Origin of the sequence: Tardiphaga sp. (assembly GCF_028290495.1) — a bacterium.
Taxonomy (GTDB): Bacteria; Pseudomonadota; Alphaproteobacteria; order Rhizobiales; family Xanthobacteraceae; genus Tardiphaga.
The window spans coordinates 38,546-65,413 of the sequence record NZ_JAQGJT010000023.1 but is presented as its reverse complement, the minus strand read 5'-3'; the positions used below and the strand labels follow the sequence as shown (position 1 = coordinate 65,413).

At 64.1% G+C, this 26,868-nt stretch carries 21 protein-coding genes, 1 tRNA gene, 3 pseudogenes and 1 riboswitch; of the genes and pseudogenes, 10 read left to right on the top strand and 15 right to left on the bottom strand.

Annotated features, from left to right (window positions below):
- Nucleotides 1-339 (top strand): molybdopterin cofactor-binding domain-containing protein (locus tag JWQ24_RS04045; RefSeq protein ID WP_299804667.1); only part of this gene is annotated, 339 nt, incomplete at its 5' end.
- A gap of 202 nt (nt 340-541) precedes the next feature.
- On the opposite strand, the gene JWQ24_RS04040 is transcribed toward JWQ24_RS04045, so the two are convergent.
- Entirely contained in the window at nt 542-1,111 is a 570-nt protein-coding gene (locus JWQ24_RS04040; RefSeq protein WP_299804671.1) for a TMEM175 family protein, read from the bottom strand.
- A gap of 408 nt (nt 1,112-1,519) precedes the next feature.
- Here JWQ24_RS04040 and JWQ24_RS04035 point away from each other — a divergent pair.
- Nucleotides 1,520-1,705: pseudogene (locus JWQ24_RS04035) on the top strand (transposase); the annotation flags it as partial.
- 138 nt (nt 1,706-1,843) lie between these two features.
- Here the strand turns inward: JWQ24_RS04035 and JWQ24_RS04030 are convergent.
- From JWQ24_RS04030 to JWQ24_RS04015, 4 genes are all read right to left on the bottom strand, one after another.
- Nucleotides 1,844-2,506 carry a trimeric intracellular cation channel family protein gene (locus tag JWQ24_RS04030; protein ID WP_299804664.1) on the bottom strand — a complete coding sequence of 221 codons (663 nt, stop codon included), beginning with the start codon at nt 2,504-2,506 and terminating at the stop codon, nt 1,844-1,846.
- Between the two features lie 19 nt (nt 2,507-2,525).
- Nucleotides 2,526-3,794, bottom strand: a complete 1,269-nt coding sequence (locus JWQ24_RS04025) for a M20 family metallopeptidase (RefSeq protein WP_299804662.1) — start codon at nt 3,792-3,794, stop codon at nt 2,526-2,528.
- 150 nt (nt 3,795-3,944) lie between these two features.
- The gene (locus JWQ24_RS04020; protein ID WP_299804660.1) at nt 3,945-4,538 is read right to left on the bottom strand and encodes a tyrosine protein phosphatase; all 594 of its coding nucleotides are present in this window, start codon (nt 4,536-4,538) and stop codon (nt 3,945-3,947) included.
- Nucleotides 4,539-4,546: 8 nt separating this feature from the next.
- Nucleotides 4,547-6,658: a TonB-dependent receptor gene (locus JWQ24_RS04015; protein ID WP_299804658.1), complete on the bottom strand. Its 2,112-nt coding sequence runs from the start codon at nt 6,656-6,658 to the stop codon at nt 4,547-4,549.
- Nucleotides 6,659-6,769: 111 nt separating this feature from the next.
- Nucleotides 6,770-6,971, bottom strand: a riboswitch (cobalamin riboswitch).
- Nucleotides 6,972-7,111: 140 nt separating this feature from the next.
- On the opposite strand from JWQ24_RS04015, the gene JWQ24_RS04010 reads away from it, so the two are divergent.
- Together JWQ24_RS04010 and JWQ24_RS04005 are read left to right on the top strand one after the other, a co-directional pair.
- Complete coding sequence (locus JWQ24_RS04010) at nt 7,112-8,866, top strand: chloride channel protein (RefSeq protein ID WP_299804655.1); 1,755 nt, start codon at nt 7,112-7,114, stop codon at nt 8,864-8,866.
- A gap of 88 nt (nt 8,867-8,954) precedes the next feature.
- Nucleotides 8,955-9,701 carry an SDR family oxidoreductase gene (locus tag JWQ24_RS04005; protein ID WP_299804653.1) on the top strand — a complete coding sequence of 249 codons (747 nt, stop codon included), beginning with the start codon at nt 8,955-8,957 and terminating at the stop codon, nt 9,699-9,701.
- Between the two features lie 3 nt (nt 9,702-9,704).
- Here JWQ24_RS04005 and JWQ24_RS04000 read toward each other — a convergent pair whose 3' ends face one another.
- Both JWQ24_RS04000 and JWQ24_RS03995 read right to left on the bottom strand, forming a co-directional pair.
- Entirely contained in the window at nt 9,705-13,163 is a 3,459-nt protein-coding gene (locus JWQ24_RS04000; protein WP_299804650.1) for a YhaN family protein, read from the bottom strand.
- On the bottom strand, nt 13,160-14,395 hold the full coding sequence (locus tag JWQ24_RS03995; RefSeq protein ID WP_299804648.1) for a DNA repair exonuclease: 1,236 nt from the start codon (nt 14,393-14,395) through the stop codon (nt 13,160-13,162). Before JWQ24_RS03995 ends, JWQ24_RS04000 begins: the two co-directional genes overlap by 4 nt.
- Before the next feature lie 215 nt (nt 14,396-14,610).
- Between JWQ24_RS03995 and JWQ24_RS03990 the strand changes: the two genes are divergently transcribed.
- The 3 genes from JWQ24_RS03990 to JWQ24_RS03980 all read left to right on the top strand — a co-directional run bounded on the left by JWQ24_RS03990 (nt 14,611) and on the right by JWQ24_RS03980 (nt 17,072).
- The gene (locus JWQ24_RS03990; RefSeq protein ID WP_299804645.1) at nt 14,611-15,081 is read left to right on the top strand and encodes a hypothetical protein; all 471 of its coding nucleotides are present in this window, start codon (nt 14,611-14,613) and stop codon (nt 15,079-15,081) included.
- Between the two features lie 298 nt (nt 15,082-15,379).
- On the top strand, nt 15,380-15,910 hold the full coding sequence (locus JWQ24_RS03985) for a hypothetical protein (RefSeq protein WP_299804643.1): 531 nt from the start codon (nt 15,380-15,382) through the stop codon (nt 15,908-15,910).
- A gap of 838 nt (nt 15,911-16,748) precedes the next feature.
- Nucleotides 16,749-17,072, top strand: coding sequence for a hypothetical protein (locus tag JWQ24_RS03980; protein WP_299804641.1), 324 nt, complete (start codon nt 16,749-16,751; stop codon nt 17,070-17,072).
- A gap of 155 nt (nt 17,073-17,227) precedes the next feature.
- Here JWQ24_RS03980 and rpoH read toward each other — a convergent pair whose 3' ends face one another.
- Both rpoH and JWQ24_RS03970 read right to left on the bottom strand, forming a co-directional pair.
- Nucleotides 17,228-18,127 (bottom strand): RNA polymerase sigma factor RpoH, encoded by a 900-nt coding sequence (gene rpoH / locus JWQ24_RS03975; RefSeq protein WP_299804638.1) that lies wholly within the window; start codon nt 18,125-18,127, stop codon nt 17,228-17,230.
- 215 nt (nt 18,128-18,342) lie between these two features.
- Nucleotides 18,343-19,371, bottom strand: coding sequence for an RluA family pseudouridine synthase (locus tag JWQ24_RS03970; protein WP_299804635.1), 1,029 nt, complete (start codon nt 19,369-19,371; stop codon nt 18,343-18,345).
- Here JWQ24_RS03970 and JWQ24_RS03965 point away from each other — a divergent pair.
- The 3 genes from JWQ24_RS03965 to JWQ24_RS03955 all read left to right on the top strand — a co-directional run bounded on the left by JWQ24_RS03965 (nt 19,370) and on the right by JWQ24_RS03955 (nt 20,277).
- Nucleotides 19,370-19,705, top strand: a complete 336-nt coding sequence (locus JWQ24_RS03965) for a hypothetical protein (RefSeq protein ID WP_299804633.1) — start codon at nt 19,370-19,372, stop codon at nt 19,703-19,705. The two genes, JWQ24_RS03970 and JWQ24_RS03965, sit on opposite strands and share 2 nt — an antisense overlap.
- Before the next feature lie 101 nt (nt 19,706-19,806).
- Nucleotides 19,807-19,881 (top strand) — tRNA-Glu (locus tag JWQ24_RS03960).
- 93 nt (nt 19,882-19,974) lie between these two features.
- Nucleotides 19,975-20,277 (top strand): hypothetical protein, encoded by a 303-nt coding sequence (locus tag JWQ24_RS03955; RefSeq protein WP_299804631.1) that lies wholly within the window; start codon nt 19,975-19,977, stop codon nt 20,275-20,277.
- Between the two features lie 108 nt (nt 20,278-20,385).
- Here the strand turns inward: JWQ24_RS03955 and JWQ24_RS28540 are convergent.
- From JWQ24_RS28540 to JWQ24_RS03930, 6 genes and pseudogenes are all read right to left on the bottom strand, one after another.
- A pseudogene (locus JWQ24_RS28540) lies at nt 20,386-20,517 on the bottom strand (recombinase zinc beta ribbon domain-containing protein); the annotation flags it as partial.
- A gap of 568 nt (nt 20,518-21,085) precedes the next feature.
- Nucleotides 21,086-22,108, bottom strand: a pseudogene (locus tag JWQ24_RS28535) (CHC2 zinc finger domain-containing protein); the annotation flags it as partial.
- A 781-nt stretch (nt 22,109-22,889) separates the two neighbouring features.
- The gene (locus JWQ24_RS03945) at nt 22,890-24,311 is read right to left on the bottom strand and encodes an MFS transporter (protein ID WP_299804625.1); all 1,422 of its coding nucleotides are present in this window, start codon (nt 24,309-24,311) and stop codon (nt 22,890-22,892) included.
- 102 nt (nt 24,312-24,413) lie between these two features.
- Nucleotides 24,414-25,115: an ABC transporter ATP-binding protein gene (locus JWQ24_RS03940; protein ID WP_299804622.1), complete on the bottom strand. Its 702-nt coding sequence runs from the start codon at nt 25,113-25,115 to the stop codon at nt 24,414-24,416.
- 3 nt (nt 25,116-25,118) lie between these two features.
- The gene (locus JWQ24_RS03935; RefSeq protein ID WP_299804620.1) at nt 25,119-25,880 is read right to left on the bottom strand and encodes an ABC transporter ATP-binding protein; all 762 of its coding nucleotides are present in this window, start codon (nt 25,878-25,880) and stop codon (nt 25,119-25,121) included.
- Nucleotides 25,877-26,863: a branched-chain amino acid ABC transporter permease gene (locus tag JWQ24_RS03930; RefSeq protein WP_299804669.1), complete on the bottom strand. Its 987-nt coding sequence runs from the start codon at nt 26,861-26,863 to the stop codon at nt 25,877-25,879. The genes JWQ24_RS03935 and JWQ24_RS03930 overlap by 4 nt, the downstream gene beginning before the upstream one ends.
- Nucleotides 26,864-26,868: the final 5 nt, after the last annotated feature.

Below are 26,868 nucleotides of genomic sequence, written 5' to 3'. Positions count from 1 at the left end.
CGTATCCTGAACACCAAGACCGCGCACAGCCAGGTCATGGGCGGCGTGGTGTGGGGTATCGGAGTGGCGCTGCACGAGGAGACGCTGATCGATCACAAGTTCGGCCGCATCATGAACGCCAACATCGCCGAATACCATGTCCCGGTAAATGCCGACGTCCACGACATCAAGGTGATCTTCGTCGAGGAGCAGGATAACATCGTCAATCCGCTCGGCATCAAGGGTTTGGGTGAGATTGGTCTCGTCGGCGTCGCCGCGGCGATCGCCAATGCGATCTACCACGCGACCGGAAAACGCGTGCGCGATCTGCCAATTACACTAGACAAGTTGCAGCGCTGATTCCTGCGGAGCTCGTCCGACTGCTTTCTTATCGAATGCATGCCCCGCACCGCCTCCGCCAAAGTCCAGGCCCAGCACGCCGGTTGCAAGCGACCGCACATCAAACAATTTGGAGTCCGCTAAGGGGCAGTCACTACCGGTCGCTTGCGGCGGGGGCCGGATGCGAAGGCCGGCTAGGACGCTTTGGCAGAGATCGAGTTGGCTAATTTGTTCTCAGCGGCCAACGCCGGGCCGCCAACCAGCCCGCCAGAGGCGCGCCAAAGGCCAGGCACCACATGAATTGTGCAACGAACGGCGCGACGACGGCTATCACCGTTGCGAACACGCATGCGAAGACCGGAAAGACCGCGGTTGCCAGCAACTCGGGATTGCGGCGACCCCGCAGCGCCAGAATCCATAGCAGCGCATTCAAGCCGGCAATGACAGTCAGATGGAAGCCGTAGCTTACTGCGACGACGCTATCGAGCCGATACACACCGTAAAGCCCATTCGTCACCGGAAGCATGACAATCGACAGCAGGAAGATCAGATTGAGGAAGACTTCGCCGCGGCTGCCTTCCGGCGCGAAGGTGAGCCGCCGATGATGGCTGAGCCAAAACACGCCGGCCACGATAAAACTGATCATCAGCGCGATGGCAGGTTGTGCGTAAGCGTTGACAAGGTCCATCCAGCCCGGCGCGCTAGCAAACCGGCTGGCCTTCGGCAGATCGTAGGCGAGCAGCGTCATCGCAACACCGAAGATGGTGTTGCTCAACGCCTCCAATCGACGCATTTCGAAAAGACCGATCTGCTTCAACCTCGCTCCCCCCCCTTAACCCGCCGGACACGAGACCCGGCAATGCTTTCAACTGTAGGATTGCCGGACATAGATTGCCCCTTGTGGGCAAAGTAGCCGGCCCATCGCAGCACACTTCTCAGGTTCAACAAGTCGCGACGCTTTTAGAATGATCATCAAAGCACGTTGGTTGCTATCGGGATAGGCCGCCATGTCCGTGTTGGGCCATTCGCGACCGGAGCCAACCAGTGGCAAGCCCGGCCATGTCCGCTGTCCCGCCGGAAGCGGAAGTAGATTCAGAGCACTGGCGACAACGCCACGGGTCATTTCGGGGTGATGGGATCACGGTGGACGTGATTCAATCTCCGAAACCGGAGCCTCGAACCATGCGCTACAAACTCAGGGGCGAACATTCCGTCGAAACGAAACCGCAAAGCCTCGATCTGCTTCAGCCCTTATCTCTATCGCGCACGCAACCTGATCGAACGGTTCTTCAACAAGATCAAGCGATGTCGGCGTGTCGCGACCCGATACGACAAGCTCGCAGCCAACGATCTGGCGTTCGTCAAACTTGCATCCATCCGAATTTGGCGACGCTCTAATGGGTCCACGCCCTTGCTGCAGTTTGATCCGTCAGGATTGAAGCGTTTGTATTCGTGGCGCGGACGCCGTGCGGCATACTTCATGACGCTCTGCAGGGGACCTCATCGGACGCTGTGCTTCCGGCACCTAGCGTTTTTCGGAATCGTTCGAAGCCGCTTTTGCATTCGGGTTGTGCCGGTCATTGAATTTCGCAACCGGGAGACGCCAGCCGCGCCTCATCGCCATGACGCGAAGCGAGAAGCATGAAATCAGCGCGACTGCCGCCACCGGAACGACCGGAAATTCCAGCAGGTGCCCTGCTACAACGATGGTAGCGGCCGCCAGTGCCGCGACGGCATATAGTTCCGCACGCAGCACTGTCGGAATTTCCGCCAGCAGCACGTCGCGGGCCATGCCGCCGCCAATCCCGGTCACCATGCCAAGCACGATCGACATGACCGGGTTAAGTCCGTGGGCCAGCGCTTTCGAGGCGCCTGCGACGGCAAAGAACGCGAGTCCGGCCGCGTCGAAAAGCAGGACCGGGTTCGACATCCGCACGACCACGGACGAGAAGCAGAAGGTGATGATGCCGGCGAACAGCGAAACGCAGAGATAGCGCCAGTCGCCGACCGCGGCGGGAGGAACGACGCCGATCAGAAGGTCGCGGGTGATGCCTCCCGCATTCGCCGCCGCGAACGACAGCACCAGCACGCCGAACAGATCGAGCGCTCGCTTGACCCCCGCCAGCGCGCCGCTCAGCGCGAAGACGAAGGTGCCGGTCAGATCGAGCACCAGCGGAAGCTTTTCCATATATCGCTTTCCGGCGTTGTTATGCCGCCAACCAGGCGCGGGTCGCGACGACCAGCGTTTCCACACCGGTTTGTAACGTGGGGTGAAGAACGGGAGCGAATTTCGGGCTGTGATTCACCGGAAGCTCGTTGAGCTTGTTCGCCGCTTTGGCCTTGGCATAGACTTCCGGATCGGTGCCCCCGACGAACCAGAAAACCGAAGGCACGTGCCATTCAGTCCCGAACGATCCGAAGTCCTCGCTGGCCGGGGCGGGTCCCGTTGCCCTCACGCGCCCGGCGCCGAAATGCCCGCGGAAGGCGTCCACCACCCGTTCGCTGGCGTCCCGGTCGTTCACATTGAGTGGATAATGATCCAGCGACGTGATCTCCGGTTTGCGAGGGGCGCCGGACGCTGCCGCCTCGGCGTTGACGATCCGCTCGATAGCATTCAATACGCGCGTCCTGACGCCGGCGTCAAAAGTCCGCACATTAAGTTTGATGATGGCCTCGTCCGGAATGACGTTTTCTTTGGTTCCCGCCTGCAGGACGCCGATGGTCACGACCGCCGCCTCCGCCGCGGCGATCTCGCGTGACACGATGGTTTGCAGCCGCATCACGGTCGCGGCGGCCATCACCACCGGGTCGATGCTCGCCTGCGGCATGGACCCGTGTGCGCCACGACCGAACAGGCGGATCTGCAAGCTGTCCGCCGCCGAGGTGATCGCACCCGCGCGTCCGGCCACCGTGCCCGCCGGCCCCACCATGACATGCTGGCCAAGCACCACATCCGGTTTCGGGAAGCGCTTGAACAAGCCGTCGTCGATCATGGCCTGCGCGCCTTCCGCCGTCTCTTCGCCGGGTTGAAAGACCGCCATGATGGTCCCGCGCCACGTCGTCCGGGCCTCCGCGAGCAATTGGGTGGCGCCGACAAGCCAGGTCACGTGCATATCGTGGCCGCACATGTGCGCCACGGGGACGGTGTTTCCGTCGCGGTCCTTCGCCATGACCTTGCTCGCATAGGGAAGCCCGGTCGTTTCCTCGACGGGCAGCGCGTCCATGTCGGCGCGCAGCATGACGGTCGGTCCGTCGCCGTTCCGAAGCAGGCCGACCACGCCGGTCTTGCCGATGCCCGTCGTCACTTCATAGCCGGCCGCTCGAAGACGGTCCGCAGCGAGTCCGGCCGTCCGCGTCTCCTGCATCGACAGCTCGGGGTGTGAATGCACGTCCTTGTAGAATTCAGCCAGATCGGGAAGCAGGCTTTCAAGATTGTGCAGCGCCAGAGTGGAAGAGTTAGCTTCGCTCGTATTCATGGACTGTCTCCGGCGCAGGCCTGAAGCAAGGCAGTTTCGTCCGATGCTTTTCTTAGTACAAGCAATCGGCGCGGCACGAAGTCAACTGAGCGTGACTTCATCGTCGATGAAGGCACCGCGACCGAACCGATGCTGCAGGCTCACAACCGACTATCCGGCTTGCGTCGAACCCGCATCCATCCGCACTTGGCCACGCGCCAACGCGTCCGCGGCGTGGCTTTCCTCTTCCCCGTTGGAAGAGGCAAGTGGCCACGCTAGCGGCAACCGATACGGCGCGCCATCAAAGGCATCCGCGCCGCGGCCGATCCGGGCGATGGCGTCGGCCATCACACCGCGGCGGCCGAGCAGATCGTCCGCCAGTTGCACCATCCATTTGTTCGGCGTCACCACCGCAGAGCGACGGCGCAGTTCATCCGCGATGTCGTTTTCAAAGCCGGGATTGCGGTCGCAGGCGATGATGTAGGCGGCAGCACTGGACCGGCTGATGCCGGCCCAGCAATGGATCAGCATCGGCCGGCTTGCGACGCTGTCGCGGCCGAAGTCGAGAACCGCCTGCAGCATCATGGCGTCCGGCGCGATCAGGCCGGGCGTCGGCACGCTGATGTCGTTGAACACCAGACGCAGGTGGCGCGTGTGCGAGAACACGTGCCAGTCCGGCGGCTCGGCGCTGGGCGACATCAGCGTCAGCAGATCGAACGCTTCAAGCGACGCCGCAACATCCGGCAGCCCCCTGAGCGAACACATATGCATCATCAGAACGTCGCGCCCGCTCTGACCATGTAGCTGCGGCCGGGCAGCGGATAGGCGTTGAAGCGGCCAGCCGTGAACGTGCTGGCGATGGCATAGTCGTAATACTGCGCATCGAGCAGGTTGTTGACCGCGAGCGACCAGAAGAAATGCTCGATCTCGCCGCTGATCTTCAGATCGACGGTCGCATTGGCCGGGATCACCGGCTGCGTGTTCAACTGGTCATTGTCCATGCGACGGCTGCTCCAGTAACGCACGGTGGCATCCACCACGACGTACTTCTCCCAGACATTCCAGGTGACGCCGCCACTGGCCGTCAGGCGCGACACCAGCGGCACGTCGTGGCCGGCGAACTCGCCTTCGCGGAACACCGCGCGCGTCAGCGCCAGTCCGCCGCGCAACAGCACCGTATCGCTGGTGCGCAACGAGGCGCTGGTCTCGGAGCCGTAGCGGCGCGTCGGATCGAGGTTGGTGTTGTAGAACAGCACGGGGTTGTAGTGAATCTCGTTTTCGAGATCCATGCCGTAGATGCTGGACTGCGCATTGAAGGCGCCGGCCTTGATGCGGAAGCCGGCCTCGATATCGCGCGAGGTCTGCGTCTTCAGCGTGAAGGTGCCAGGGATCGGGCTGAAGTCGGCAGCGAAGGACGGCCCGGAAGCCACGAGTTCATCGACGTTGGGCGTGCGGTACGCGCTGGCGGCACGGCCGAACACGGCGAACACATCGTTGATACGATGCTCGATCCCGACATGCAGCGCATGCTGCGTCTGCTCGCTGTTGAGCGGCAGCGCCTGCGCATCGAAGGCGCCGGGCGCGTTGATGTCGAAACGATCGCGCGCGCTCAGCCGGGTCTGCTGGATGCGGCCGCCATAGGACACGTCGGTGCTGGGCAGCAGGCCCACCGTCTGCTGCCAGTAGGCGGACAACGTCTGCTGCGACAGGTCATAGACATGGGTCGGCGCGGTGCCCTGCAACTGGCTGCGGTTCGAGTGATAGGTCGCATCGTTGAAGTCGATGCCGGTGAGCACGTCGGACGGCAGGCCGAACAGCTGGTTCTTGATGCTCAGCCGCGGCGTCAGCGACCATGTCTGCAGGCTGGTATCGACATAGCTGGCGGCGAAGCTGGATAGCGGAAGGCTGCCGAAATAGCCGGCCTGCTGGTCCTTGTTGCGGACGCCGCCGTCGACGATCAACTCCGCGCCGCTCCACAGCGTCTTGGTAAAACCCGCGGTGACGTTGAGGCCCTGCTTGTCGGCATAGTCCAGCGGCGTCGAGGTGCCACGGCGGTCGGTCAGCAGTTGATTGAGCCCGATCGAGGGATCGACGGTGCGCCCGCCGGGCAGACCGAGATGCTGGCGGTCGCCGGACAACGTCAGGAACGCTGAAAACTCCGGCGTGGCGTAGCGGATGTCGCCGATTCCCGTGTGCTGCGTCAGCGCATTGTTGTCGCGGTAGCCGTCGGAGCGGATGCCGCTGCCGTAGAACGATGACGACCACGGCCCGGCATTGGCGGCGACCGATACCGATCCCAGTTGCTGGCCGAACGAACCCGCGCCGCCTTCGACACGCATCGACAGAGGCTTTGCCGATCCGGTCTTGGTCACGATGTTGATGACGCCGCCGACCGCGTCATCGCCATACAGCACGGCGCCGCTGTTGCCCCTGGTGATCTCGATGCGTTCGATGGAGTCGCGCGGAATCGTCGACAGATCGACGCCGGCCATATCCAGATCGTTGAGGCGGCGGCCGTTGATCAGCACCAGCGTATTGGAGGTCGCAAACGCGCCGAAGCCGCGCAGATCGACCGAGGTCGCCGCGCCGTTGACGCCGCCATAGAGGTTTTGCAACTGCACGCCGGGCGTCTGGGCGATGATCTCCTGCACCGTCTGCGCCGGCGAACGCGCGATGTCTTCGGCTGATATCACCGAGGTGGACGCGCCGACGATGCCGGTGGAGAGCCGGCTGGCGGTGACATTGATGGCCGGCAGCGCGGAGCCCTGCTGCGCCGGATTCTGTTGTGCAAAGGCCGACGCGACCGGCAGCGACAACGACGTCAGGAGAATGGTGGATGCGAGAAGAATGCGGCGACGCTGCGCGGCAGTGGGGACGGAAGACATGGTTCGACCTCGGCTTGACGTTGTGGCACGTCACAGCGAACGAGGTCTCAGCGAGATGCCCGGGGCATCGTCGATGAAACTAATGTCTGTTATCCCCGACCGACATCTTCGCGTGTGACCACGTTTGACGGCAGGTCTCCTGGCTCGCGGGTCGACACCTTTCGTCGCCTTCCCAGGACCGAGTTTCCCAGTGGCATGTGACGAAAGATTCACCGCTTACAGTTGCGGGGGCAGCCGCGGCATTGGGGATCGCTCCCCGCACCGCATTCCCTTTTGATCCCCAAACAGGGGAACCGTCACGGCGATCTAGGGTTTGCGACGACGTGGAGTCAATGCCGCAGCCCGGCGCTGCATTATTTTGCAACGGGTTGTGGCAGATTTGTCGGTGGCCTGACCGGCCAACGCGCCCTACAAGCAGGCTTGGTTTGCCCTTCCGATGACACAGATGAAGCCATGACCCGACCCGGTTTTTATCTCGAAGCGCCGCGCTGGCTGCGCACCTTCGTTCGCGCACGCGAGACCAGCCTGGTCGTCGTCGCCGCGTTGATCGGCGGCATCGCGGGCCTGCTGGTCGCGGCGATGAGCGCGGCGGTCAACCTGATGCATGAGGGCCTGTTCAACCTGCAGCTCGGCGAGCGGCTGTCGGGCCAGACCTGGATCGATCCGGTCCGCGCCATCCTGGTGCCGACGCTCGGCGGCCTTGTGCTTGGCGTCGCCCTGCTGCTGCTGTTGCGCTGGCGGCCGGGCCGCGAGATCGATCCGATCGAAGCCAATGCGCTGCATGGCGGCGCGATGTCGTTTCGCGGCAGCGTCATCGTGGCCCTGCAGACGGTGTGGTCGAGCGGCGTCGGCGGCTCCGTCGGGCTCGAAGCCGGCTATACCCAGATCGCCAGCGGCGTCGCTTCCTCGATCGGACGCGCGCTGCATCTGCGGCGCTCCGACCAGCGCATCATGGTCGGCTGCGGCGCCGCGGCCGCGATCGCCGGCGCGTTCGGCGCGCCGCTGGCCGGGGCATTCTATGCGTTCGAGCTGATCATCGGCGGCTATACCGCTGCCAGCCTGACGCCGATCGGCGTCGCGGCCGTTGCCGGCTATGCGGCGACGCGGATGTTCTCGCCGCTGTCGCTCGGCATCTCGGTCAGCCAGATCGGTGAAGTCACCGGACAGGATCTCGCGGTCGCAGCTTTGCTCGGGCTGATCGCGGCGATGTTCGGCATCGGAATCATGCGCGGCGTGGCGCAGTGCGACACGCTGCTGCAGAAGATCCGGCTGTGGCCGCCGCTGCGCCCGGCGCTGGGCGGACTGCTGGTCGGCCTGCTCGCGCTGGTGACGCCGGAAGTGCTGTCGTCCGGCCACGGCGCGCTGCATGTCAGCGGTGGCATGACGACGCCGGTCATGGCGCTGGTCACGGTGTTCGTCCTGAAGGCGATCGCCTCGGTGATCTCGCTCGGCTCGGGCTTTCGCGGCGGCCTGTTCTTCGCCTCGTTGCTGCTGGGGGCGATCGGCGGCCATCTGTTCGCGGCGGCCGCCACCGCGCTGATGCCGTGGCTTGCGCTCGACACCAGCGTCTATGCGGTGATCGGCATGAGCGCGCTGTCGGCCTCGATCATCGGCGGACCGCTGACCATGACCTTCATCGCGCTGGAGGCGACCGGCAACCTGTGGCTTTCCACCGCCGTGCTGATCGCGGTGATCGTCTCGACGCAGACGACGCGCGAACTGTTCGGCTATTCCTTCGCAACCTGGCGCCTGCATCTGCGTGGCGAGACGATCCGCAGCGCCGCGGATGTCGGCTGGATCCGCGACCTCACCGTGCGCAGCATGATGCGCGCCGACATGGTGACGGTGAACGCCGATCTCGGCATCGCGCAATTCCGCGAGAGCTTTCCGCTGGGATCGAAGAACCAGGTGATCGCGATCGATGCCGACGAACGCTATGCCGGCATCGTGCTGGTGGCGGATGCACACGCGCCGGAACGCAAGCCCGATGACAGCCTGCGCAAGATTTTGCGCAGCCGCGGTTTCACGCTGCTGCCCAACTGGAACGTGCAGGAAGCCGTCGCCGCCTTCGACCGCGCCGAGGCCGAGTCGCTCGCGGTGCTCGACACGCTGGACCGCGGTCGCGTAATCGGCGTGCTCACCGAAGCGCACGTGTTGCGGCGATATGCTGAAGAATTCGAAAAGCGTCGACGCGACTTTATCGGCTGAAATCTGTTGGACGCCGGGGCTGGCGCCCGCGCGCCGGATGATCGAAACTCCGCCGCATTAGTTCAAGCATTCACCGGGAAGAGATACCATGAACCATCACACGAAGAAGATCGCCTGGGTCACCGGCGGCGGCACCGGCATCGGCCGCGCCGGGGCGGAAGCGCTGCTGGCCGACGGCTGGACCGTGATCATCTCCGGCCGCCGCGCCGAGGTGCTGAAGGGCGTCGTGGATGAACTGGGCGCCGGCGGCAGACCGGTCGAAGCGATGGCGCTCGACGTCAGCAACGCCGACGACGTCAACAAGGTGGCGCAGGCGATCCTTGCCAAATACGGCCGCATCGACCTGCTGGTCAACAGCGCCGGCCTCAACCTGCCGAAGCGCAGCTGGGAAGATGTGACGCAGGACGGCTGGGACCAGATCGTCGATATCAACCTCAACGGCGTGATGTACTGCATGCGCGCGGTGCTGCCGGCGATGCGCGCGCAGCAGGACGGCTGCATCATCAATGTCGCGTCCTGGGCCGGACGCATCGTCTCGAAGATGACGGGGCCGGCTTACACCGCGACCAAACATGCGGTGCTGGCGCTGACGCACTCCTTCAATATGGACGAATGCGTCAACGGCTTGCGCGCCTGCTGCCTGTCGCCGGGCGAAGTCGCCACGCCCATCATGAAGAACCGCCCGGTGCCGCCGAGCGACGAAGTGATGGCCCGGATGCTGCAGCCCGACGATCTCGGCCGCACCATTGCCTTCATCGCGAGCATGCCGCCGCATGTCTGCATCAACGAGGTGCTGATCAGCCCGACCTGGAATCGCTCGTTCCTACCGGGCTGAACGTCAAAGCTTCATCACATCCACGTCGTGACCCTCGATGGCCACGGCGAGATCGGCGACGTGCTGGTGATGCGTAAACACGATGACCTGCCGCTGCCGGCCGGCAGCGGCCAGCAGATTCAGCGTCGCCTTCGTGCGTCCCTCATCAAAACTGGTCAGCAGATCGTCGCCGATGAAGGGGAGCGGCTGGTGGATGCGCCGCTCCAGCAGCGCCAGCCGCAGCGCCAGGAACAACTGGTCGCGCGAGCCTTCGCTAAGACCGGCGATGCCGACGCGTTCGCCATCGGCACGCACCGCCACCAGCACCGGGCGGTCGTCATCGCCATAATCGACGCCGAGCCCCTGGAAGGCATCGCCGCTGGCCAGCGCAAACAACCCGCTGGCCTGGTCGATCAGGGGATCCTGCACCATCGTGCGATGCCGTTCGATCGCCAGCGACGCCAGCCGCGCCGCAGCAACGCGCAGCAGCCAGCGTTCGGCGACGGAGACCAGTTCGACGCCCGCCTCGGCGCGCTCGGCGGCGGCGGCTGCCGCATCGCGGCCTTTGACCAGCGTTTCAAAATCGCGCTGCTTCTGATGCAATTCGGCAGAGGTACGCTTGAAATCCTCCAGCAACTCATTCTGCCGGACGGTTTCGCGTTCGATCTCGCCTTGTAGCGCATCGAGGTCGAGGCCCTGCTGTTCGGCGCGCAGCATCTTTTCGTCATGGCCATCGGCAATCTCGGGCAGCTCACGCTGCAGGCCCGAGCGTTCGCCTTCCAGCGCGTGTCGCTGCGCCAACCGCGCAAGGGCTTCAGAGAGCGCCGCCAGATCGGCCGCGCCAAACACCAAACGGGCCTCCTGCAGCGCAATCCCGACCGTCTGACGTCGAAGCGCGGCGCCCTGGCGCTGCTGGGCGCGCCGGGCGATGGCTTCGCGCAGCCGAACGCAGGCATCCGCCGCGCGCCTGGTCTCGGCGAGCCGTTCCGTCAGACGCGCCAGCGACTCCTGCGCGGAATGGCCCCTCACATCCGGCGCCAGCCGCTCCACCACATCCGTGACATCGCGATCGAAAGCGATGAGATCGGCCTCGATGGTTTCGACGCTGCGGCCCTCGCGCTCGAAGCCAAGCTTCGGCACCGCGACCAGTTGCCAGACCGCAAGGGCCGCTTCGGCTTCGGCCGGCGACGCGTCCGCGCGCAGCCCGATCGGTCGAAGCGCCGATGGCCAGAGTTCGGTGAGTTCGGCCAGAACGCGGGCCGCCTGATCGAGCGCGGCCTGCGTCTCGACGAGATCGCGTTCGGCGCGCTGGCGAGCCACGGCGCGAGCGCGCACATCGGTCCAGGCCTTCTGCAATTCACCGTGCCGGCTGCGCGCCTCGCGATAAAGAATGTCTGCCGGCAGCGAACGATCCGGCGTGCGGCCCATCGCCTCGAGCAGCGAGATCACCGCGGTCCTGCCTGCCTCCTGCCCGGCCGCCAGCGCATCGAGTTCGGCCTGCTGCTCGTCGAGCCTGGCGACGCGGCCGATCAACTGATCGACCCGCTCGCGCCAGCGCAACATCTCGGCCGGGCTGCGCGGTGCGATGCCGGAGGATCGCCAGATCGCCTGCCAGGCGGTGTCGGCCTCGGTGCGGCACTCTTGCAGACCCGCGATCGCCGCGGTCACGCGGTCATGTTCGCGGCGGCCGTGGTCGAGCCGTTCCTGGGTCGCCTCGCGGCGCGCGGCGCGTTCGGTGTCGGTGAGCAGGCGATCGGTGATCGCATCGATCGCCTGCGACGCGCGTTCGACATCGCCGAGGCGGTTGCGCCGCGTATCGGCGTCGCCGTCCAGCGCGGCGCGCAGCGACTGCAGTTGAGCGTTGCGCTCGATGCGCACGTCGTTCAGGTCGGCGCGCGTCGAGACCGCGCCATCGCCGGACAACCGCAGCAATTCGGTCTCCGCCGTCTCCATCGCGGCGCTGGCGGCAGCGAGCGCATCATGCAGCTTGCGCGCCTCGGCATCGATGCGCTCCATCGCCTGGCCATGCGCGGCGATGACCGCGGGCTCCGGCAGTGGCAGCGCGGACAGCCCGGCCATGTCGCCGGCTTGCGGATCGAGCGCGGTCGCCAGCGCAGAAAGATTCTTCTTCTCGGACGCCAGCGTCGCCGTCTCGCGACGCAGCCGGTCGGCGTGGGTCGGAAGTTCCGACAGGGCTTCGAGCCGCTGCCGTGCTGCCTCGGGATCGGTCACGGCATGCGGCGCCTCGTCCTCGGCGGCGAGGCTTTCGATGTCGTGCAGCACCCGCGCGCGCTTGGCTGCCGCTTCGGCCTTCGCCTGCTCCGCGCGACGGCTGCGCTCGATCAGATCCTTGACCATCGCCAGCGCCGGATCGCTCGCCAGTTGCTTCAATAGTTCGACATGCGACGGCAGGCCGAGGCGATGCGCGGCGGCATCGAGCTGTTCCTGCGCGGAGCGGCGCGCCTCGCGACGGCGCGGCAGATCCTCCATCGCCTTGCGCACGGCGCCGAGCCGCTCGCGCAGCGCGTCGATCACGGGGGCTGCCGACAGCAGGTCTTCATCGACCGACATCGCCGCCATCGCCCCGGTATCCGCGGCGTCGGCGCGATCCAGCGCATTCCATTCATCGGTGAGGGCGGCGTCGGCGGCCAACGCCTCGCGCCACGGCAGCGTCGCCTGCGCGGAGACCTCCGGCAGATCGGCCAGACCCACCAGTTCCTGCGCGAGGCTATCCAGCCGCGCCAGTTTGGAGCGCACGCGCAAGGTGCGCTGCCAGCGCGCGAGGTTGCTGCCGGCGGCGGCGTGGTCGGCGTTCAGCGCATCCAGCCGCGTGCGCGCTTCCGCCACCGCTTTCTTGACATCCTCCAGCGCTTCGGGCGACACCACCGCCTCGCGCAGCGCGCGTTCGGCGGCGTCGTGGCGATCGGCCGCGATATAAAACGGCTTGCTGGCGGACTTGCGCGAGGTGAACAGATCATCGGCCTCGTTCTTGAGCCGATCGCGAATCCGCGACAGCACCGTCATCCCGGCCGAGCCCGCCGCCAGCGTCTCGGCGAGGCTGCCGCCGGCCTTGAGCAATTCGTTGCCGCCGACGCGCAGCGCCTCTGCGGTCAGGCCGAACTCGCGGTTGAAAATGTCGCGCGTGATGCCCGCGAGATACGGCTCCAGCGCATGGTCCGGCAGCGGCTGGTCGGCGGCATCCACCAGCGTGTTCTTGTTGCCCTTGCGGCGGCGCACCTCGATCTGCCGGCCATCGGCATGGCGCAGCGCGCCGCCGATGCGCAGCGTCTTGCTGTCGTGCCTGAAGTCGTAATCGGTGCGCGCGCCGAAGCCGAACAGCAGGTCGCCGATTGCCGACAGCGCCGAAGTCTTGCCGGCCTCGTTGGCGCCGAGCACGACATGCAGCGACGCGTCCGGACGGAACGACAGCATGCGGTCGGTGAATTTGCCGTAGCGCTCCAGCGAAAGCGTTTCGATTCTCACGACGCCATCTCTCCCGCGAGATAATCGCGTGCATCGTCCGCCAGACGCTTCAGCCTGTCGGGATCATCCGACAATTCCTTGCGCAGATCATGCGGCAGCTTGTCGATGATGCTCTTCATCGTCTCGGCCAGCGCCTCGGCAAAGGCCGGATCGGCGGCCGCGGCAGCCAGCAGATCATCGACGTCGAGGCTGTCGGCCGGCGACAATTCCGCGGCGGCGCGCTGTGGCGCCGAGGTCGTCAGTTTCAGTTGCTCGACCCAGCAATCCTCGGCGATACGAAAGCCGGCCGCGCGCGCCTCGTCCTGCAGAATCTCGCGGCGCGCCACCAGATGGCTGTGCAGCGGTGTCGTGCCAGACAGCGTGACGCGCACCGCCAGCGGGCGGCCGTCGCTGCGGCCGTGCAAGGCTTCCAGCGCGGCGCCGATCCCGGCGATCACATCGGTTTCGTTTTCCGCGCCGGAGACATCCACCGTCTCGTGCGCCCAGCGCGCGCCGTCGAACACCAGCGGCTCCACCGCGATGATGCGGCCATCCTCGACGGTGACGCGCATCGCGCCCTTGGCGCCGGTCTCGCGCACGCTGCGGCCCTGCAGGTTGCCGGGATAGACCACCCAGGGATCCTCGCTGAGGATCTTCGCATCGTGCACGTGGCCGAGCGCCCAGTAGTCGTAGCCGAACAGCCGCAGGTCCGCGAGGCTGCACGGCGCGTAGCTCTGATGGTCCTTTGAACCTTCCAGCGAAGTGTGCAGCACGCCGATGTTGAGCCAGCCGTCGCGGCGCGCAGGATAGCTCTCGACGAAATCGTCCGGCACCAGCCGGTTCGGAAAGCTGCGGCCGTGCAGCGCCACGCGATGGTCAGGGAGATCAAAGGTCTCGGCCTTGCGCGACGAAAAGATCCGCACCGACTCCGGATAGGTCAGCGAGCGCGACATGCCGCTTTCGGAATCGTGGTTGCCCTTGACCATGATGGCGGGAATGCCGGCGCGGTGCAGCGCGCCGATGGCGCGGACGAAAAACAGCCCGGTGGTGACGTCGCGCCAGTCGCCGTCAAAAATGTCGCCGGCGACGATCAGGAACGCAGCCTGGCTACGGATCGTCTCCGCGATCAGCGCCTCGACCGCGCGGCGGCCGGCCTGCGCGAAACGCTCGGCGACCGCTTTGTCCTTGAGGCCGAGGCCGGCCAGCGGACTGTCGATGTGCAGATCGGCGGCGTGAATGAAGCTGAAGCGCATGGGGGCCGGCGTTTCCATCGATGGCGGGGTGCGCGGTCGATAGCCGAATTCGCCGCCGCCGATCAATCGGGAACCGACTCCGCCGGTGATGTCAAGCGAGCCGCGCGGCAACGGCTGATCGTGCAGGACGGGCGCGCCGCCGTGACACCGCTGGCGCCGCCCGGTAAGGTCATGCCAACAGAGCGCGGCGGTCCGCGCTCGCTGCGGAGCGGCCCATGACATCCCTTTTTTCAACGATCAACCGTCTGGCGCTGGTCGCGATGTCGGCAACGATGCTGCTGGGCGCCGGCGAGCTTGTCGCGCGCGACGCGCCGAGCGCGCCGTTCCTGCAGAAGAACGACTTCTATCTGAAATCCGCCGGCTTCAAGATCAAGTTCGCCACTGACGCCGCGGGCCAGATGGCGCTTCGCAAGCTGCCGTCGCATCGCTTCGTGATTCACAAGACGCCGAACGGGCCGCTTTATCTGTATGCCGATCCCGTCACCTGCGTCTGCACCTTCGTCGGCACGCGCGACGCCTTCCTGTCGTATCGCGACATCCTCAACCAGCCGCTGCCGCAGGCCGATGACGTCGCGCCGGACTACAAGACCCAGTCCGCTGCGCTTTTGTCCGATGATCCGCTGGTGTCGGACAGCGTCGACTGGGAGCCCGACAGCCTGTCGGCCGCGTTCCGGGATTATTATTGAGAACTACGTCTCGCGCACGAAGCGCGAGAGCTCGCTTTCTTTTGGAAGCGGGATTCCTGGTGATGCGTCCCGCTTCCCTCGCCCCGCATATCGCTGAGCCCATGCGGTTACTCGCCAGCGTGTAGGGCGCGCCAAGCGGAGCGAGTCCATCTCGCAGCAACTTTAAAGATGAAGTCAGTCGGCGGGCACGGCGCAAGACGCCTTTGCCCAGCCTACGCTTGCTACGCGACGCGGGATTCGTGAAGATGCATCCCACATATCGCTACGCTCATGCGGGCGACTTACTGGAGGTTTTGTTATGCCGGACGCCCCCATTGAAGAGCCGGATATTAGCAAAGAACACTTTGAAGCAGTAGGTCGGGCCACGAACGCATGGGCGACGTTCGAATTCTATATAGACCGCCTGATTTGGTGGGTGGCGAACGTTGCCGAGCCGATCGGGGCCTGCATCACCGCCCAATATATTGGGCCGGCACCAAGATTCAGAGCATTGGCAGCCTTGGTTAAACTCCAAGGGGGGAGTGCCGAACTAGTCACCTCAATAAACAAACTCTCCGCTGCAGCTCAAGGCGTAGCTGCAGAACGAAATAGATGGGCTCATGACCCCATGTTCGTTGATGTGGAAAGCGGGGAAGTCTTTCGCCACCAAGTTACCGCAGATCGCACTTTGATCATTGAACTAAAGCCCGCTGCAGCCAGCGACATTGCAAGCTTGGAAAAGAAGATTTGGACCACAGTCAACGAGTTTAAAACATTAGCCGATAATATCCGGCGTGAGCTTTCGCCATCGCGCAGTAGACCAGTTCAATCACCTCCCACAGGGACATAGAATCAGTCTCAGCGATTTTATCCACCCGATGGCTTGAAATAGTGATTGGGCGCGCCGCCTTCATGCCTAACCGTGTAGGGCGTGCCAAGCGGAGCGAGACCACCTTGCGGCAACTTTAAAGATGTAGTCAGTCGATGGGAACGGCGCAAAGCGCCATCGGCTACCCTACGTTTGCCAAATTGCATCGTCCTTGCGAGGAGCCGTTGCGACGAAGCAATCCAGCCTTTGCTTGTAGCTCTGGATTGCTTCGTTCAGGACAACGTTGGCAAAGCCAACTTTGTCCTGAACTCGCCATGACGGCCGGGAAGTACCAGATCCAACACATAAGAAAATAATCACACCCCACTTGACGTCGTCCGCCTTCACGGACTATATTCCCCCCACCTCATTCCACGGAGGGGCGTTTCCCGGGACGCCTGGAAGTGCGGGGTGAGGCGGTGGCGCCTGCGGGCGTGGGGCAGACGTTGTCCTGCGCGCTCGGGAGGCCCTGGGTACGCCGTCCGGGCTCACTACGGAGCTCTGCCGCTTCGCGGCTGCACGCGGCGCAGGTGAACGGCGGGAAACCGCCGGGATCGGGTGGACCGATGGTCTGCCGCCTGCGCCCGGAAGCACGGCAACCGGGGACATAAATCGCCACGATGGGGCGTCGAAAGGCGTTTCCGCGGCCGCTGCGCTCCGGCGATCCGGAACGCATGTCGCGGCCCTGCTACCAAAGCGCGCCTTTCGGCGCCCCGTCCCCTCTCTTTCCGGGAGGCAACAGCAAAAATAATCAACACCGCACCGCAGCCCATCGCAGGCCACGGATAGCCGTGCCGCGATCCCAGCACAGGAGGCGCACATGACGGCACGACGCAAGAACAGGAACCAGACCCGCCCGCCTTCGCCAGATCCCGACGAAGCGGTGACGTGGCGCCCCGGCAAGAACATCCTGGAAGTTCTGATGCACCGGATGGCGCGGCGCCAAAACCTGTATCGCACCTGCGATCATGCGGTCTGCCAGCGGGCGAAGAACTGCGTGCATCCCGACATCGCCTGCATGGAAAAAGCCCGGCAGCAGCGGCCGCCGATGACGCAGGAGGAGCACGCCCGCAGCGCGGCGAAACTGCGCCGCATGATCGCCGAACGGCTGCAGCAACTCGGCGACGAGGAGCCGGACGAATGAGCGGGCCGCGGCGAAGCCATACGAACCTGTCGCCGCCACGTGATGCGCCGCAGGCGCACGCGGAGCGGGGACGGCTGCGACGTATCCTGATCGGCATCACGCAACAAAAAAGCCGGCGTTGCCGCCGGCTTTCGTGTTCGTATCTGTGGCGCCGCTCAGTAGGCGGCTTCCATCGCGGCCTGCTCCTGGCGGGCGATGGTGCCCTTGACCGCGGTCTGCACCTTTTCGAAGGCACGAACCTCGATCTGGCGGACGCGCTCGCGGGAGACGCCGAACTCGGTGGCGAGGTCTTCCAGCGTCATCGGATCATCCGCGAGGCGACGCGCCTCGAAGATGCGCTTTTCGCGCGGGTTGAGCACGCCGATCGCGCCGGTCAGCGCCTGACGGCGATGATCGAGTTCTTCGTGTTCGGCCAGCACCGCTTCCTGCGTCGGCGCATGGTCGACCAGCCAGTCCTGCCATTCGCCGGCTTCGCCGTCGTCCCGGATCGGCGCGTTGAGCGACGCGTCGCCGCCGAGGCGGCGATTCATGTCGACCACGTCCTGCTCGGTGACGCCGAGGCGCTTGGCGATGATCTTGACCTGATCCGGGCGCATATCGCCCTCGTCCAGCGCCGAGATCTTGCTCTTCGCCTTGCGCAGGTTGAAGAACAGCTTCTTCTGGTTCGCGGTGGTACCCATCTTCACGAGCGACCACGAACGCAGAATGTACTCTTGAATCGACGCCTTGATCCACCACATGGCGTAGGTGGCGAGACGGAAGCCCTTCTCGGGCTCGAACCGCTTCACCGCCTGCATGAGGCCGACGTTGCCTTCCGAGACGACCTCGGAGATCGGCAGGCCGTAGCCGCGATAGCCCATCGCGATCTTGGCGACGAGACGCAGATGGCTTGTCACGAGATGATGCGCCGCTTCGCGGTCGTCATGCTCGCGCCAGGACTTGGCGTACATATATTCTTGCTGGGGTTCCAGCATCGGGAACTTGCGGATTTCCGACAAGTACCGGGACAGACCGGATTCTCCGTTGAGAACCGGCAGCGTAGCTGTACGGGCCATGGTAGCACCCTCCAGTCGTTCAAGCCCCCGATAGCGGCGGGCCAGGCAGCGAGCGCGTAGATAAAGCCGCTCAGGCTGCGATGTTCCGCGTTGGATGTTCAACGCAGGTGCAACATACACCCAACTACAAGCGTATTGAAAGTGAATTCCCTGTCACGTCCGCGTGTGGGAGCTATAAGCAATTGGAATAGCTCAATTTTATATATGCATCTGCGTCATTCCGTCACCGCCAGGGCCGCGCGCAGGCGGGCGAGATCAGGCGGAAGGTCGGAAATCCATTCGAGAATCTCGCCGGTGCGTGGATGTTCGAGGGTCAGCATGTATGCGTGCAGCGCCTGGCGGTCGAGTTCGGCCAGCACTTTCTGGCTGACCGGGCCCAGCGCATTGCTCTTGGTCTTGAAATGCGGGCCATAGACGCTGTCGCCCATCAAGGGGTGCTGGACATGCGCCAGATGCACGCGAATCTGGTGGGTGCGGCCAGTCTCCAGCTGGCAGGCCAGCAAAGAGGCCACCGGCTTGCCGTGGCGATCATTGAAGGTCTGCTGCACCTCCCAATGCGTCACCGCCTCGCGGCCGGTGTCGCGCACCGCCATCTTCTCGCGGGCATGCGGATGCCGGTCGATCGGTGCATCCACCGTGCCGCGCTGGCGGTTCGGCACGCCCCAGGCGAACGCCATGTAGCCGCGGCGCATGTCGTTGGTGCGGCCGTGGTCGGCGAACTGCGCGCTCAGCGACTGGTGGGCGTGGTCGTTCTTGGCGACCACCATCAGCCCGGTGGTGTCCTTGTCGAGCCGGTGCACGATGCCCGGCCGCTTGACGCCGCCAATGCCCGACAAAGTCGCGCCGCAATGGGCGATCAGCGCATTGACCAGCGTGCCGGTCTCATGGCCGGCGGCGGGATGCACGACGAGGCCCTTCGGCTTGTTGATGACGATGATGTCCTCGTCCTCGAACACGATATCGAGCGCGATGTCCTCGCCTTCCGGCTCGGCGGCGATCGCCGGCGGCACGTCGATTGTGATCGTATCGCCCGCGGCGACATGATAAGCGGGGTCGCGAATGGCATTGGCGCCGATCTTGACCTGTCCGGCCAGAATCAGCGCCTTCAGCCGCGACCGCGACAGCGCCGGGCTGCGCACCGCCAGCACGCGGTCGAGCCGCACCGAGCCCTCATCGCCCTGCACCGTGACGTCCAGCGTGACGTCGTTGGTGGCCGATATGCCTTGATCAGAAGAGTTTTGCATGACTGAACCTGTTGCGCCCGATCCGAACCCTGAACAGACCGCAGCCATGGTGGCGAAGGTCCGGCGGATGATGCTGATTGCCGGCCTGACGACCGCTCTGGGCATCGGGGCGCTGCTCGTCGTGATCGGCTACCGCCTTTTCAAGTCCGAGGGAAGCGTTGTCACCACCGCGACCACGACAACGCTGCCGAAAGGCGCCAAAATCATCGGGACCGCGGTTGCCGGCGACCGTCTGGTGCTGACGCTGGAGGTCGCGGGCGCCACCGAGATTCGCACCTATGACGCCAAGACCCTGAAGCCGACCGGCACGCTAAAATTCGCGCAGGAGCCGTAGCGGGCCAGACGCCTCCGTTGGCGTTGCGGAAAACTTCCCCAACAAACCTCGTTTTGGCATCTTGCAGCCGCCGCCAATCGCGGCTATTGGATTGCCTCAATGCTCCCTTCGTCTAGCGGTTAGGACGTTGCCCTCTCACGGCGAAAACAGCGGTTCGATTCCGCTAGGGAGCACCACTTGCGTTCAAAACTGCGAACACCTGCCGCAGTGACGCTTTTCCCCGCGATAACCTGTTCCAGCGTCGCGCTATCCCCGATAATCCGAATATTGTGGTCGTCCACGACGATCCGGTCGATGACCGCGCGAAGGTAAGATTTGCGGAACGGAATCTCGCCATTGGCGATTTTGTCGCGCATAGCTTGGCCAAATTGCGCAATCGTTTCGAGGGAAATTTCGGCTGGAGGAGCTGCTCGAGCCTGAATCCGGTCAAGTGCGGTCTGCGCTCGCTCCCGGTCCAGCTTGAGGCTAGCGATTCGGTCGGTCAAAATATCGTCCAGTTCAGCAATACCCTCCTCGACCATCCGATAGAGCCGCTTCAACTTATCGGCGGCGTCCACAACTTCTCGCTGTAGAGACCCTACCCGACGGTCGATCTCGACAGCTTTTTCAGCTCGACGGGCAAAGGCTGCCGACAGGATGGCGGTCATACGCTCAGTCGTGAACAGACGCTCTGACAGGTGTTCGACGACAAGGTTGTCGAGAGTGTCCATGCGCACAGACCGGCCTTTGCAAGCGGTCTTGCCCTTCCGGAAGCAAGTCGAGCAGGAATAATACTTGTGGACCTTGCCGGAACGAGAGGTTCCGGTGCGCATCGTCATGGCACCACCACACGAAGCGCAGGTGGCAAGTCCAGTCAGCAACACCGGGCCAGTGACGATCCGCGGCGCGGTCACACGCGGATTCTCGGGCCAGGATCATCGCGTGCAACAGCGCCGCGTCCGCCGATCGTTCCTCGGCACCGAACGGCTCCGGCAAGTTGCGCGCTACGTCATCGGACGAGGTGCGCTCCAGCTCTTGGGAAAGGCGACCATAGGTCCGGGTGAGCAGCCCCGATTCCGACCGCGCGCCCAGAGTCGTTTCGTCGGGAACGAGATTCTGCCAGATCGCAGGCCAATCCAGTTTTTGCAGACGCCGGGCAAGGCGGTTCTGGAAAATGATTGAGCCGCCAGCGTCGAGCGCCTCCACCGCGCCGGCCACGCCGACGAACGCGTGGTTGAGGCTGACCGCGGCCAGCGCGTCCAGGGCCGGCACCAGCGCATCGACGATGGTCTGTCGGGCCGTAAGAGGGGCGAGGTCGGCGAGGAGTTCATCGGGATCAATCTTGGTTCGATCGTCCCCCTCCTTTATGTCCACACCAACGACGTCGACCAGGAACGACGCTTCTAGCCCTTTGTGAAGGAGACGGGGAAGAGCGTCGGCCATACCTCGGCGTCCGGCTTTGTCGGCATCGAAAAAGAGGTGGACCCTGAGAGCTCGCCCTGCCGCAAGCGCCAGTTCAGCAAGCTCGCTGATCGCCTCGACCTGCTTGTCGCTGATCGATGCGCCAAACAACGCCACGGCGGGCAGACCAAGACTTTCCAGCCGCAGGGCGTCAAATACGCCCTCGACTAGGAACAGGTCAAACCGGTCGGCGGCACCATCAAGGGCGGCCAGCTCCCTGGCCGCGTCGATACGTCGCCGGACCTCGTCGCCCCGGTAGAGGAGGTCGGACTTCTTAAAGCCCTTAGTGAAGAGATATTTCGGACCGTCGCCAACGACCCGTCGCGCCATATACCCAGCGGTCCTAGCGCGAAGATTTGCGATCGGGATAAGCACCGACTCGCCGCGCACAAACGGGGTCAGGGATACCGAGCGCATGGAAGGCGACAGACCACTGTCCCCGGCATAGCCCAGTCCCGCAGCAACTGCTTCATCCAGCGCCGCCCGGTCCTGGCCGAGGCTGGCGAGGAAGGCCTCCGCGGACCCCATGACGATGCCGGCGGATCTCAACGTTTCCAGCTCGAACTTTCGCGCTTGTGCGAAAAGTTTCATGCCCGCGAGGTCATTAGTCTCGCGCCAAAAGGCTTGAGCCCGTTGGCGGATATCTTGGCGCGGCGCCTTGCTCCGCGATCCGCGCTGGCGAAGGCTTAGGTCATAGACGCTCGCCAGCCAGTCAAGCGCGCCTGCGAAATCGACGTTCTGACGCTGCTTGACGAGTTCGATCGTGTCGCCGTGTTCGTGGCAAGTGAAGCAATGGTAATGAGGGTCTTTTCCTTGATAGAGATGCAGGGAAGGCTGAGTGTCGTTGTGGAACGGACAAATAGCCAGGCGAGGCGAACGCCGCCCCGGCGCGAGCTGCAGTCCCAGTTTCTCCGCAATATCGACGATGTCGAGTTGCGAGATTTCGTCCTTCCAGTCGGCCATGCTTCTTCAGCCTCATCCCCTAGGGAGGCGAAATGCGCCGCTGGGACCTGATACTGTCTAGCCTATGGTGCGTCACGGTGCCAAGGCACAGGTGCGCTCGTGTCGGCGGGAACCGTCAGCAAAGGAGCTATGTCCAGATTCGACCGGTCATTATGGTCCGCGCCTGGTCGATGTTTCGAGACCTATTCTAACCCGTTTATCCCTTCCACCGGCATCGGCCAGCGTTGCTTCAACGACTGTCTGCGCCGCGCATGGGTAGAGGACAAGGGAAGTCATGCGCGCTGTGGCGATCCCGGCGTCGGTTAAGGCGGCGCGAATTGCAGTCAGGACAACCCTACGAGCGAAGAGCAAAGGCCCGTGCCGTTGCTCCAGCTTGCGCCAAGGCCTCTCAAGCTCGACCCTGTACGGCTCTCGCCATTTTCACGACTGATTACGCGGAGATCGTGTGTGCTTCAATGCGGGCGTAAATGATCCCCGGGAAGTTCAAAAACCAGACTTTACAAATTGCTCGGATGGCCTGTCGTTAGGGTGCCGCCACAGGGGGGCGACGCTCTAATTCCCCCTACCCCACCCCGCTGCCTTGGACAGACCGGCGTGGGCGATCGAAGCCACAGCAGGCGGTGTTGCGATTTAAGCGAGACGGTCGGAAGGCGGAGAGGCATTATAGATTTATATAGTTATTTCAATGACGTATGAGTTCGCAGTTTTGTTCTGAATGGCGCACCAATCTTCTCAAAGATTGATGCGTTAACGCTCACCTCACATCAAATTTCCGCCCGGTTTACGCTTTTTGTAGCGGCATGCCTTTGCGCAGCGCCAGCGCGACGCTCGCCAGCGCAGCCATCAGGCAAACCTCGACGCCCAGCGCCGCCAGCGCGGCATAGAGATAGTTGCCCGCCTCCAGATGCAGAACCTGGGTAAGGACGGCGCCGAACACCGCCGGCCCGAGCCCGAAAGACGCCTGCTGCACCGTCGACAGCATCGCGCTTCCCGCGCCCGCCTGCCCCGGAGGAACCTCGGACAGGCTGATGCGAAAGAAGCTCCCGACCATGAAGGCCTGACCGAAGCCGACCAGAAAGGTCGCGGGGATCTGATTCCACACGGTGGGCGCCGGCCAGACCGAGTACAGCGTGAGCATCAGCGCGATCAGCCCGGTCATCTGCACCGCGCAGCCGAACAGCAGAACCGTGGTGCGCTCGAATCGCGCGAAGGCGCGCGCCGTCAGCAGCGAGCCGATGAAGAAGGCGGTGCCGACGGCGATGAACGCATTGCCCGACTGCAACGCGGAAAAACCGGCGCCGATCTGCAGCGTCAGCGCCATCGCAAACATGTAGCCGCTGAAACTGCCGAAGAAGATCGCCATCATACCGAGGCCATAGCGCACGCTGCGCAACCGGAGCAGCGAGGGCGGCAACAGCGGTGCGGCGTGGCGCGCTTCCTGCCAGAGTTCGACGCGCCACAGCAGCCACAGCAACAGCGGCACCATGAGCAGGATCACCGTGCCCTGCCACGGCCAGCGCAGCAGCGGGCCGAGCGACAGCGGCAGCAGCAGGCAGAGCACGACGAGCGCCAGCATCAAGGTCCCCGGCCAGTCGATCCGTGCCGGATTGGGCGACGTTGTCTCGGGCATGAATTTCCGCATGCCCAACAGCACGGCCGCGCAGATCGGCAGATTGACCAGGAACACGTTGCGCCACGCCAGCCCGCCGATATCCGCCGAGACCAGAAATCCGCCGAACACCTGCCCGACCACGAAGGCCAGGCCGTTGACGGAGGCATACAGGCCGATCGCCCGTGAATGCGCGTGACCGCGCAAGGTGACGTGGATCGTCGCCAGGATCTGCGGCACCACCAGCGCCGCACCGACACCCTGCACCGCGCGCGCCACCAGCAGCAGCGGCACCGTGGTCGCCATTCCGCACAGCAAGGAAGCAACGGCGAACAGCGCGACGCCCCAGCCGAACAGCCGGCGCCGGCCATAATTGTCCCCGAGCCTCCCCCCCATCGCCAGGCACAGCGCGAACGCCACCCCATAGACGGCGACGATCAACACCAGTTGCGTCTCGCTGGCGCCGAGCGAATGGGCGATCGAGTCCATCGCCACGTTGACGATCGAGAAATCGACCATCGGCAACAACTGGCCGGCGAGCAGCAAGTAAAGACCACCCCGACTCAAGGGCTTTGCATCGGGGATGGACGTCATTCAGGGTGCCATTCTGGAAAGACAAAACGGCGACTTATGTCGCACGCAACATGCAGTAGATGTTTAGTCTAACACTCGCAGAAGGCCTCGAACAAATGCCGATCACACAGAGCAGTACCGCTCCTTGATCTCATCATCGGCCAGCAGCGCGGTGGCGCTGGCATGGTGCACGACCTCGCCCTGGTCGAGCACATAGGCCCGGTCGGCGATTGCCAGCGCCAGTTCGACGTTCTGCTCGACCAGCAGGATGGTCGTGCCTTCCGACTTCATCTTGCGGAACAGCTCGAACATCTCGTCGACCAGCACCGGCATGATGCCTTCCGAGGGCTCGTCCAGCATGATCAGGTCCGGCTTGGCGATCATAGCGCGCGCGATCGCCAGCATCTGCTGTTCGCCGCCGGACATAGTGACGGCCTCCTGGTCGAGCCGTTCCGCCAGCCGCGGAAAGATTTCCGCGATTTCTTCAATCAGCTGCACCTCTTTGGTCTTGGCCGGCGACGCAACCAGGCCGAGCCGCAAATTCTCGCGCACAGTCAGGCCCTGCACGATGCGGCGCTCTTCCGGCACATAAGCGAGGCCCAGCGCGAAGCGCGTATGCGCGGGTTCGCTCAGGATCTCCCTGCCCTTGAACTCGGTCGAGCCGGAGGTCTTGACCAGCCCCATGATCGACTTCAGCGTCGTTGTCTTGCCGGCGCCATTGCGGCCGATCAGGCAGACGATCTCACCCTTGTTCACCTCGAGCGCGATGTCCTGCAACACGTGGCTGGCGCCGTACCAGGCGTTGAGCTTTGTAACCTTCAGCATCGTCTAGTGCTCCCGCTGGCCAAGATAGACGCGCTTGACCTGATCATTCTGACGGACCTCGGTCGGCGTGCCCTGCGCCAGCAATTCTCCGTGATGCAGCACCAGAATGCGGTCGCTGATCCCCATCACCAGTTTCATCTTGTGCTCGACCAGGATCACCGTGCGCTCGCGCGCCAGCTTGACGATCAGGTCCATCATCACCCGCGTCTCTTCCGGGCTCATGCCGGCGGTCGGCTCATCCAGCAGCAGCAATCGCGGGTTGCTGGCCAGCGCCATGCCGATTTCCAGCGCGCGCTGCTCGCCATGCGCCAATTCCTTGGCGACGCGGTCGCGGCGGTTGCCTAGCCCGACCAGCGCCAGCAACTCGTCGGCTTTTTCCGAAAGCCCCGGCAATGTGGCGCGCGGCTTCCACATGTTGTAGCGCGACACGAAGGCCTGCAGACCGACGCGGACGTTCTCGCGCGTGGTCAGTTGCGGAAACACATTGGTGATCTGGAACGACTTGGCGATGCCCATATGGGCGAATTCGTGCTGCGCGACCTTGCTGACATCGCGCCCCTCGAACTCGACCTTGCCGCTGGTCGGCTGCAACGCGCCGGACAGCAGGTTGAAATAGGTACTCTTGCCGGCGCCGTTCGGACCGATGATCGAGGTGATCGCGCCGGTGGAGAATTCCGCGGTGATGTTGTTCAGCGCCCTGAACTTGCCGAACACCTTGCTGGCGCCTTCGGTGCGCATGATGACCTGGGAGGGAGCAGCGGTCATGGCTTGATCCACTTCAGAATCGTTCCCCAGATGCCCGCCGGGAAGAACAATACGCAGACGACGAACACCGCGCCGACAATCAGCTGCCAGTGCACGGTCCACAGCGAGACGAGGTTTTCCAGCAACAGGAATACCGCGGCGCCGACGAACGGGCCGAAGAAAGTACCCATACCGCCAAGCAGCGACATCATCACCACCATGCCGGAGGTCTCGATGTGCAGGATTTCGATCGGCACGATCGACAGGTGCATCGCCATCAGCGCTCCGGCGAGGCCGCAGAATGCGCCGGACAGAATGAAGGTGACCAGCCGCGTCAGCGTTACGTTATAGCCGGATGCGCGGGCGCGGGCCTCGTTCTCGCGGACCGCCTCGATCACCGCGCCGAACGGCGAGGCCAGTATCCGCGACAGCACATAGAGCGCCGCGATGACGAAGGCGGCGACGACGTAATAGCGCGTCATCGGATTGATGAAATCGAACTTGAAGCCGAAGATGTCGATGACGCGGACATTGATGCCGCGCAGCCCGTTCTCGCCGCCGGTCCAGTGCTCCGCCTGATAGAACAGGTAGAACACGCATTGCGACAGCGCCATCGTCACCATCGCGAAGTAGATGCCGCGGGTGCGGATCGCCAGCGCGCCGATGCCGGCGGCCATCACCGCGCCGCCAAGGATGCCCATGCCGATCGCGGCATACCACGGCATGCCGAGATGCACGATGGCGATGCCGCACAAATAGGCACCGGTGCCGAACAGCGCCGCATGGCCGAACGACAACAGCCCGAGATAGCCGAACAGAAGGTTGAAGCCGAGCGCGTAGAGGCCATAGATCAGAATATTTACCGCGAGCGCGGTGAACGGCATGATCAGCGGGAACACGAGCACGAACAGGCTGGCGAGCAGCGCACGGTGGCGCTTGGCGGTCTCGAACCAGTTGCGCGGTTCGACGCTGGTCTGCGCCAGCGTCTGCGACATTTCATTCATGGACA

Excerpts from the sequence above, each read along its gene's own strand:
- JWQ24_RS03945 (WP_299804625.1), bottom strand. The coding sequence starts at position 24,311 with ATGACGTCCATCCCCGATGCAAAGCCCTTGAGTCGGGGTGGTCTTTAC.
- JWQ24_RS03995 (WP_299804648.1), bottom strand. The coding sequence starts at position 14,395 with ATGCGCTTCAGCTTCATTCACGCCGCCGATCTGCACATCGACAGTCCG.
- JWQ24_RS03940 (WP_299804622.1), bottom strand. The coding sequence starts at position 25,115 with ATGCTGAAGGTTACAAAGCTCAACGCCTGGTACGGCGCCAGCCACGTG.
- JWQ24_RS04005 (WP_299804653.1), top strand. The coding sequence starts at position 8,955 with ATGAACCATCACACGAAGAAGATCGCCTGGGTCACCGGCGGCGGCACC.
- JWQ24_RS03980 (WP_299804641.1), top strand. The coding sequence starts at position 16,749 with ATGACGGCACGACGCAAGAACAGGAACCAGACCCGCCCGCCTTCGCCA.
- JWQ24_RS03985 (WP_299804643.1), top strand. The coding sequence starts at position 15,380 with ATGCCGGACGCCCCCATTGAAGAGCCGGATATTAGCAAAGAACACTTT.
- JWQ24_RS04015 (WP_299804658.1), bottom strand. The coding sequence starts at position 6,658 with ATGTCTTCCGTCCCCACTGCCGCGCAGCGTCGCCGCATTCTTCTCGCA.
- JWQ24_RS04040 (WP_299804671.1), bottom strand. The coding sequence starts at position 1,111 with ATGCGTCGATTGGAGGCGTTGAGCAACACCATCTTCGGTGTTGCGATG.
- JWQ24_RS04020 (WP_299804660.1), bottom strand. The coding sequence starts at position 4,538 with ATGTGTTCGCTCAGGGGGCTGCCGGATGTTGCGGCGTCGCTTGAAGCG.
- JWQ24_RS03970 (WP_299804635.1), bottom strand. The coding sequence starts at position 19,371 with ATGCAAAACTCTTCTGATCAAGGCATATCGGCCACCAACGACGTCACG.
- JWQ24_RS03935 (WP_299804620.1), bottom strand. The coding sequence starts at position 25,880 with ATGACCGCTGCTCCCTCCCAGGTCATCATGCGCACCGAAGGCGCCAGC.
- JWQ24_RS03930 (WP_299804669.1), bottom strand. The coding sequence starts at position 26,863 with ATGAATGAAATGTCGCAGACGCTGGCGCAGACCAGCGTCGAACCGCGC.
- JWQ24_RS04010 (WP_299804655.1), top strand. The coding sequence starts at position 7,112 with ATGACCCGACCCGGTTTTTATCTCGAAGCGCCGCGCTGGCTGCGCACC.
- rpoH (WP_299804638.1), bottom strand. The coding sequence starts at position 18,127 with ATGGCCCGTACAGCTACGCTGCCGGTTCTCAACGGAGAATCCGGTCTG.
- JWQ24_RS03965 (WP_299804633.1), top strand. The coding sequence starts at position 19,370 with ATGACTGAACCTGTTGCGCCCGATCCGAACCCTGAACAGACCGCAGCC.
- JWQ24_RS03990 (WP_299804645.1), top strand. The coding sequence starts at position 14,611 with ATGACATCCCTTTTTTCAACGATCAACCGTCTGGCGCTGGTCGCGATG.
- JWQ24_RS04025 (WP_299804662.1), bottom strand. The coding sequence starts at position 3,794 with ATGAATACGAGCGAAGCTAACTCTTCCACTCTGGCGCTGCACAATCTT.
- JWQ24_RS04030 (WP_299804664.1), bottom strand. The coding sequence starts at position 2,506 with ATGGAAAAGCTTCCGCTGGTGCTCGATCTGACCGGCACCTTCGTCTTC.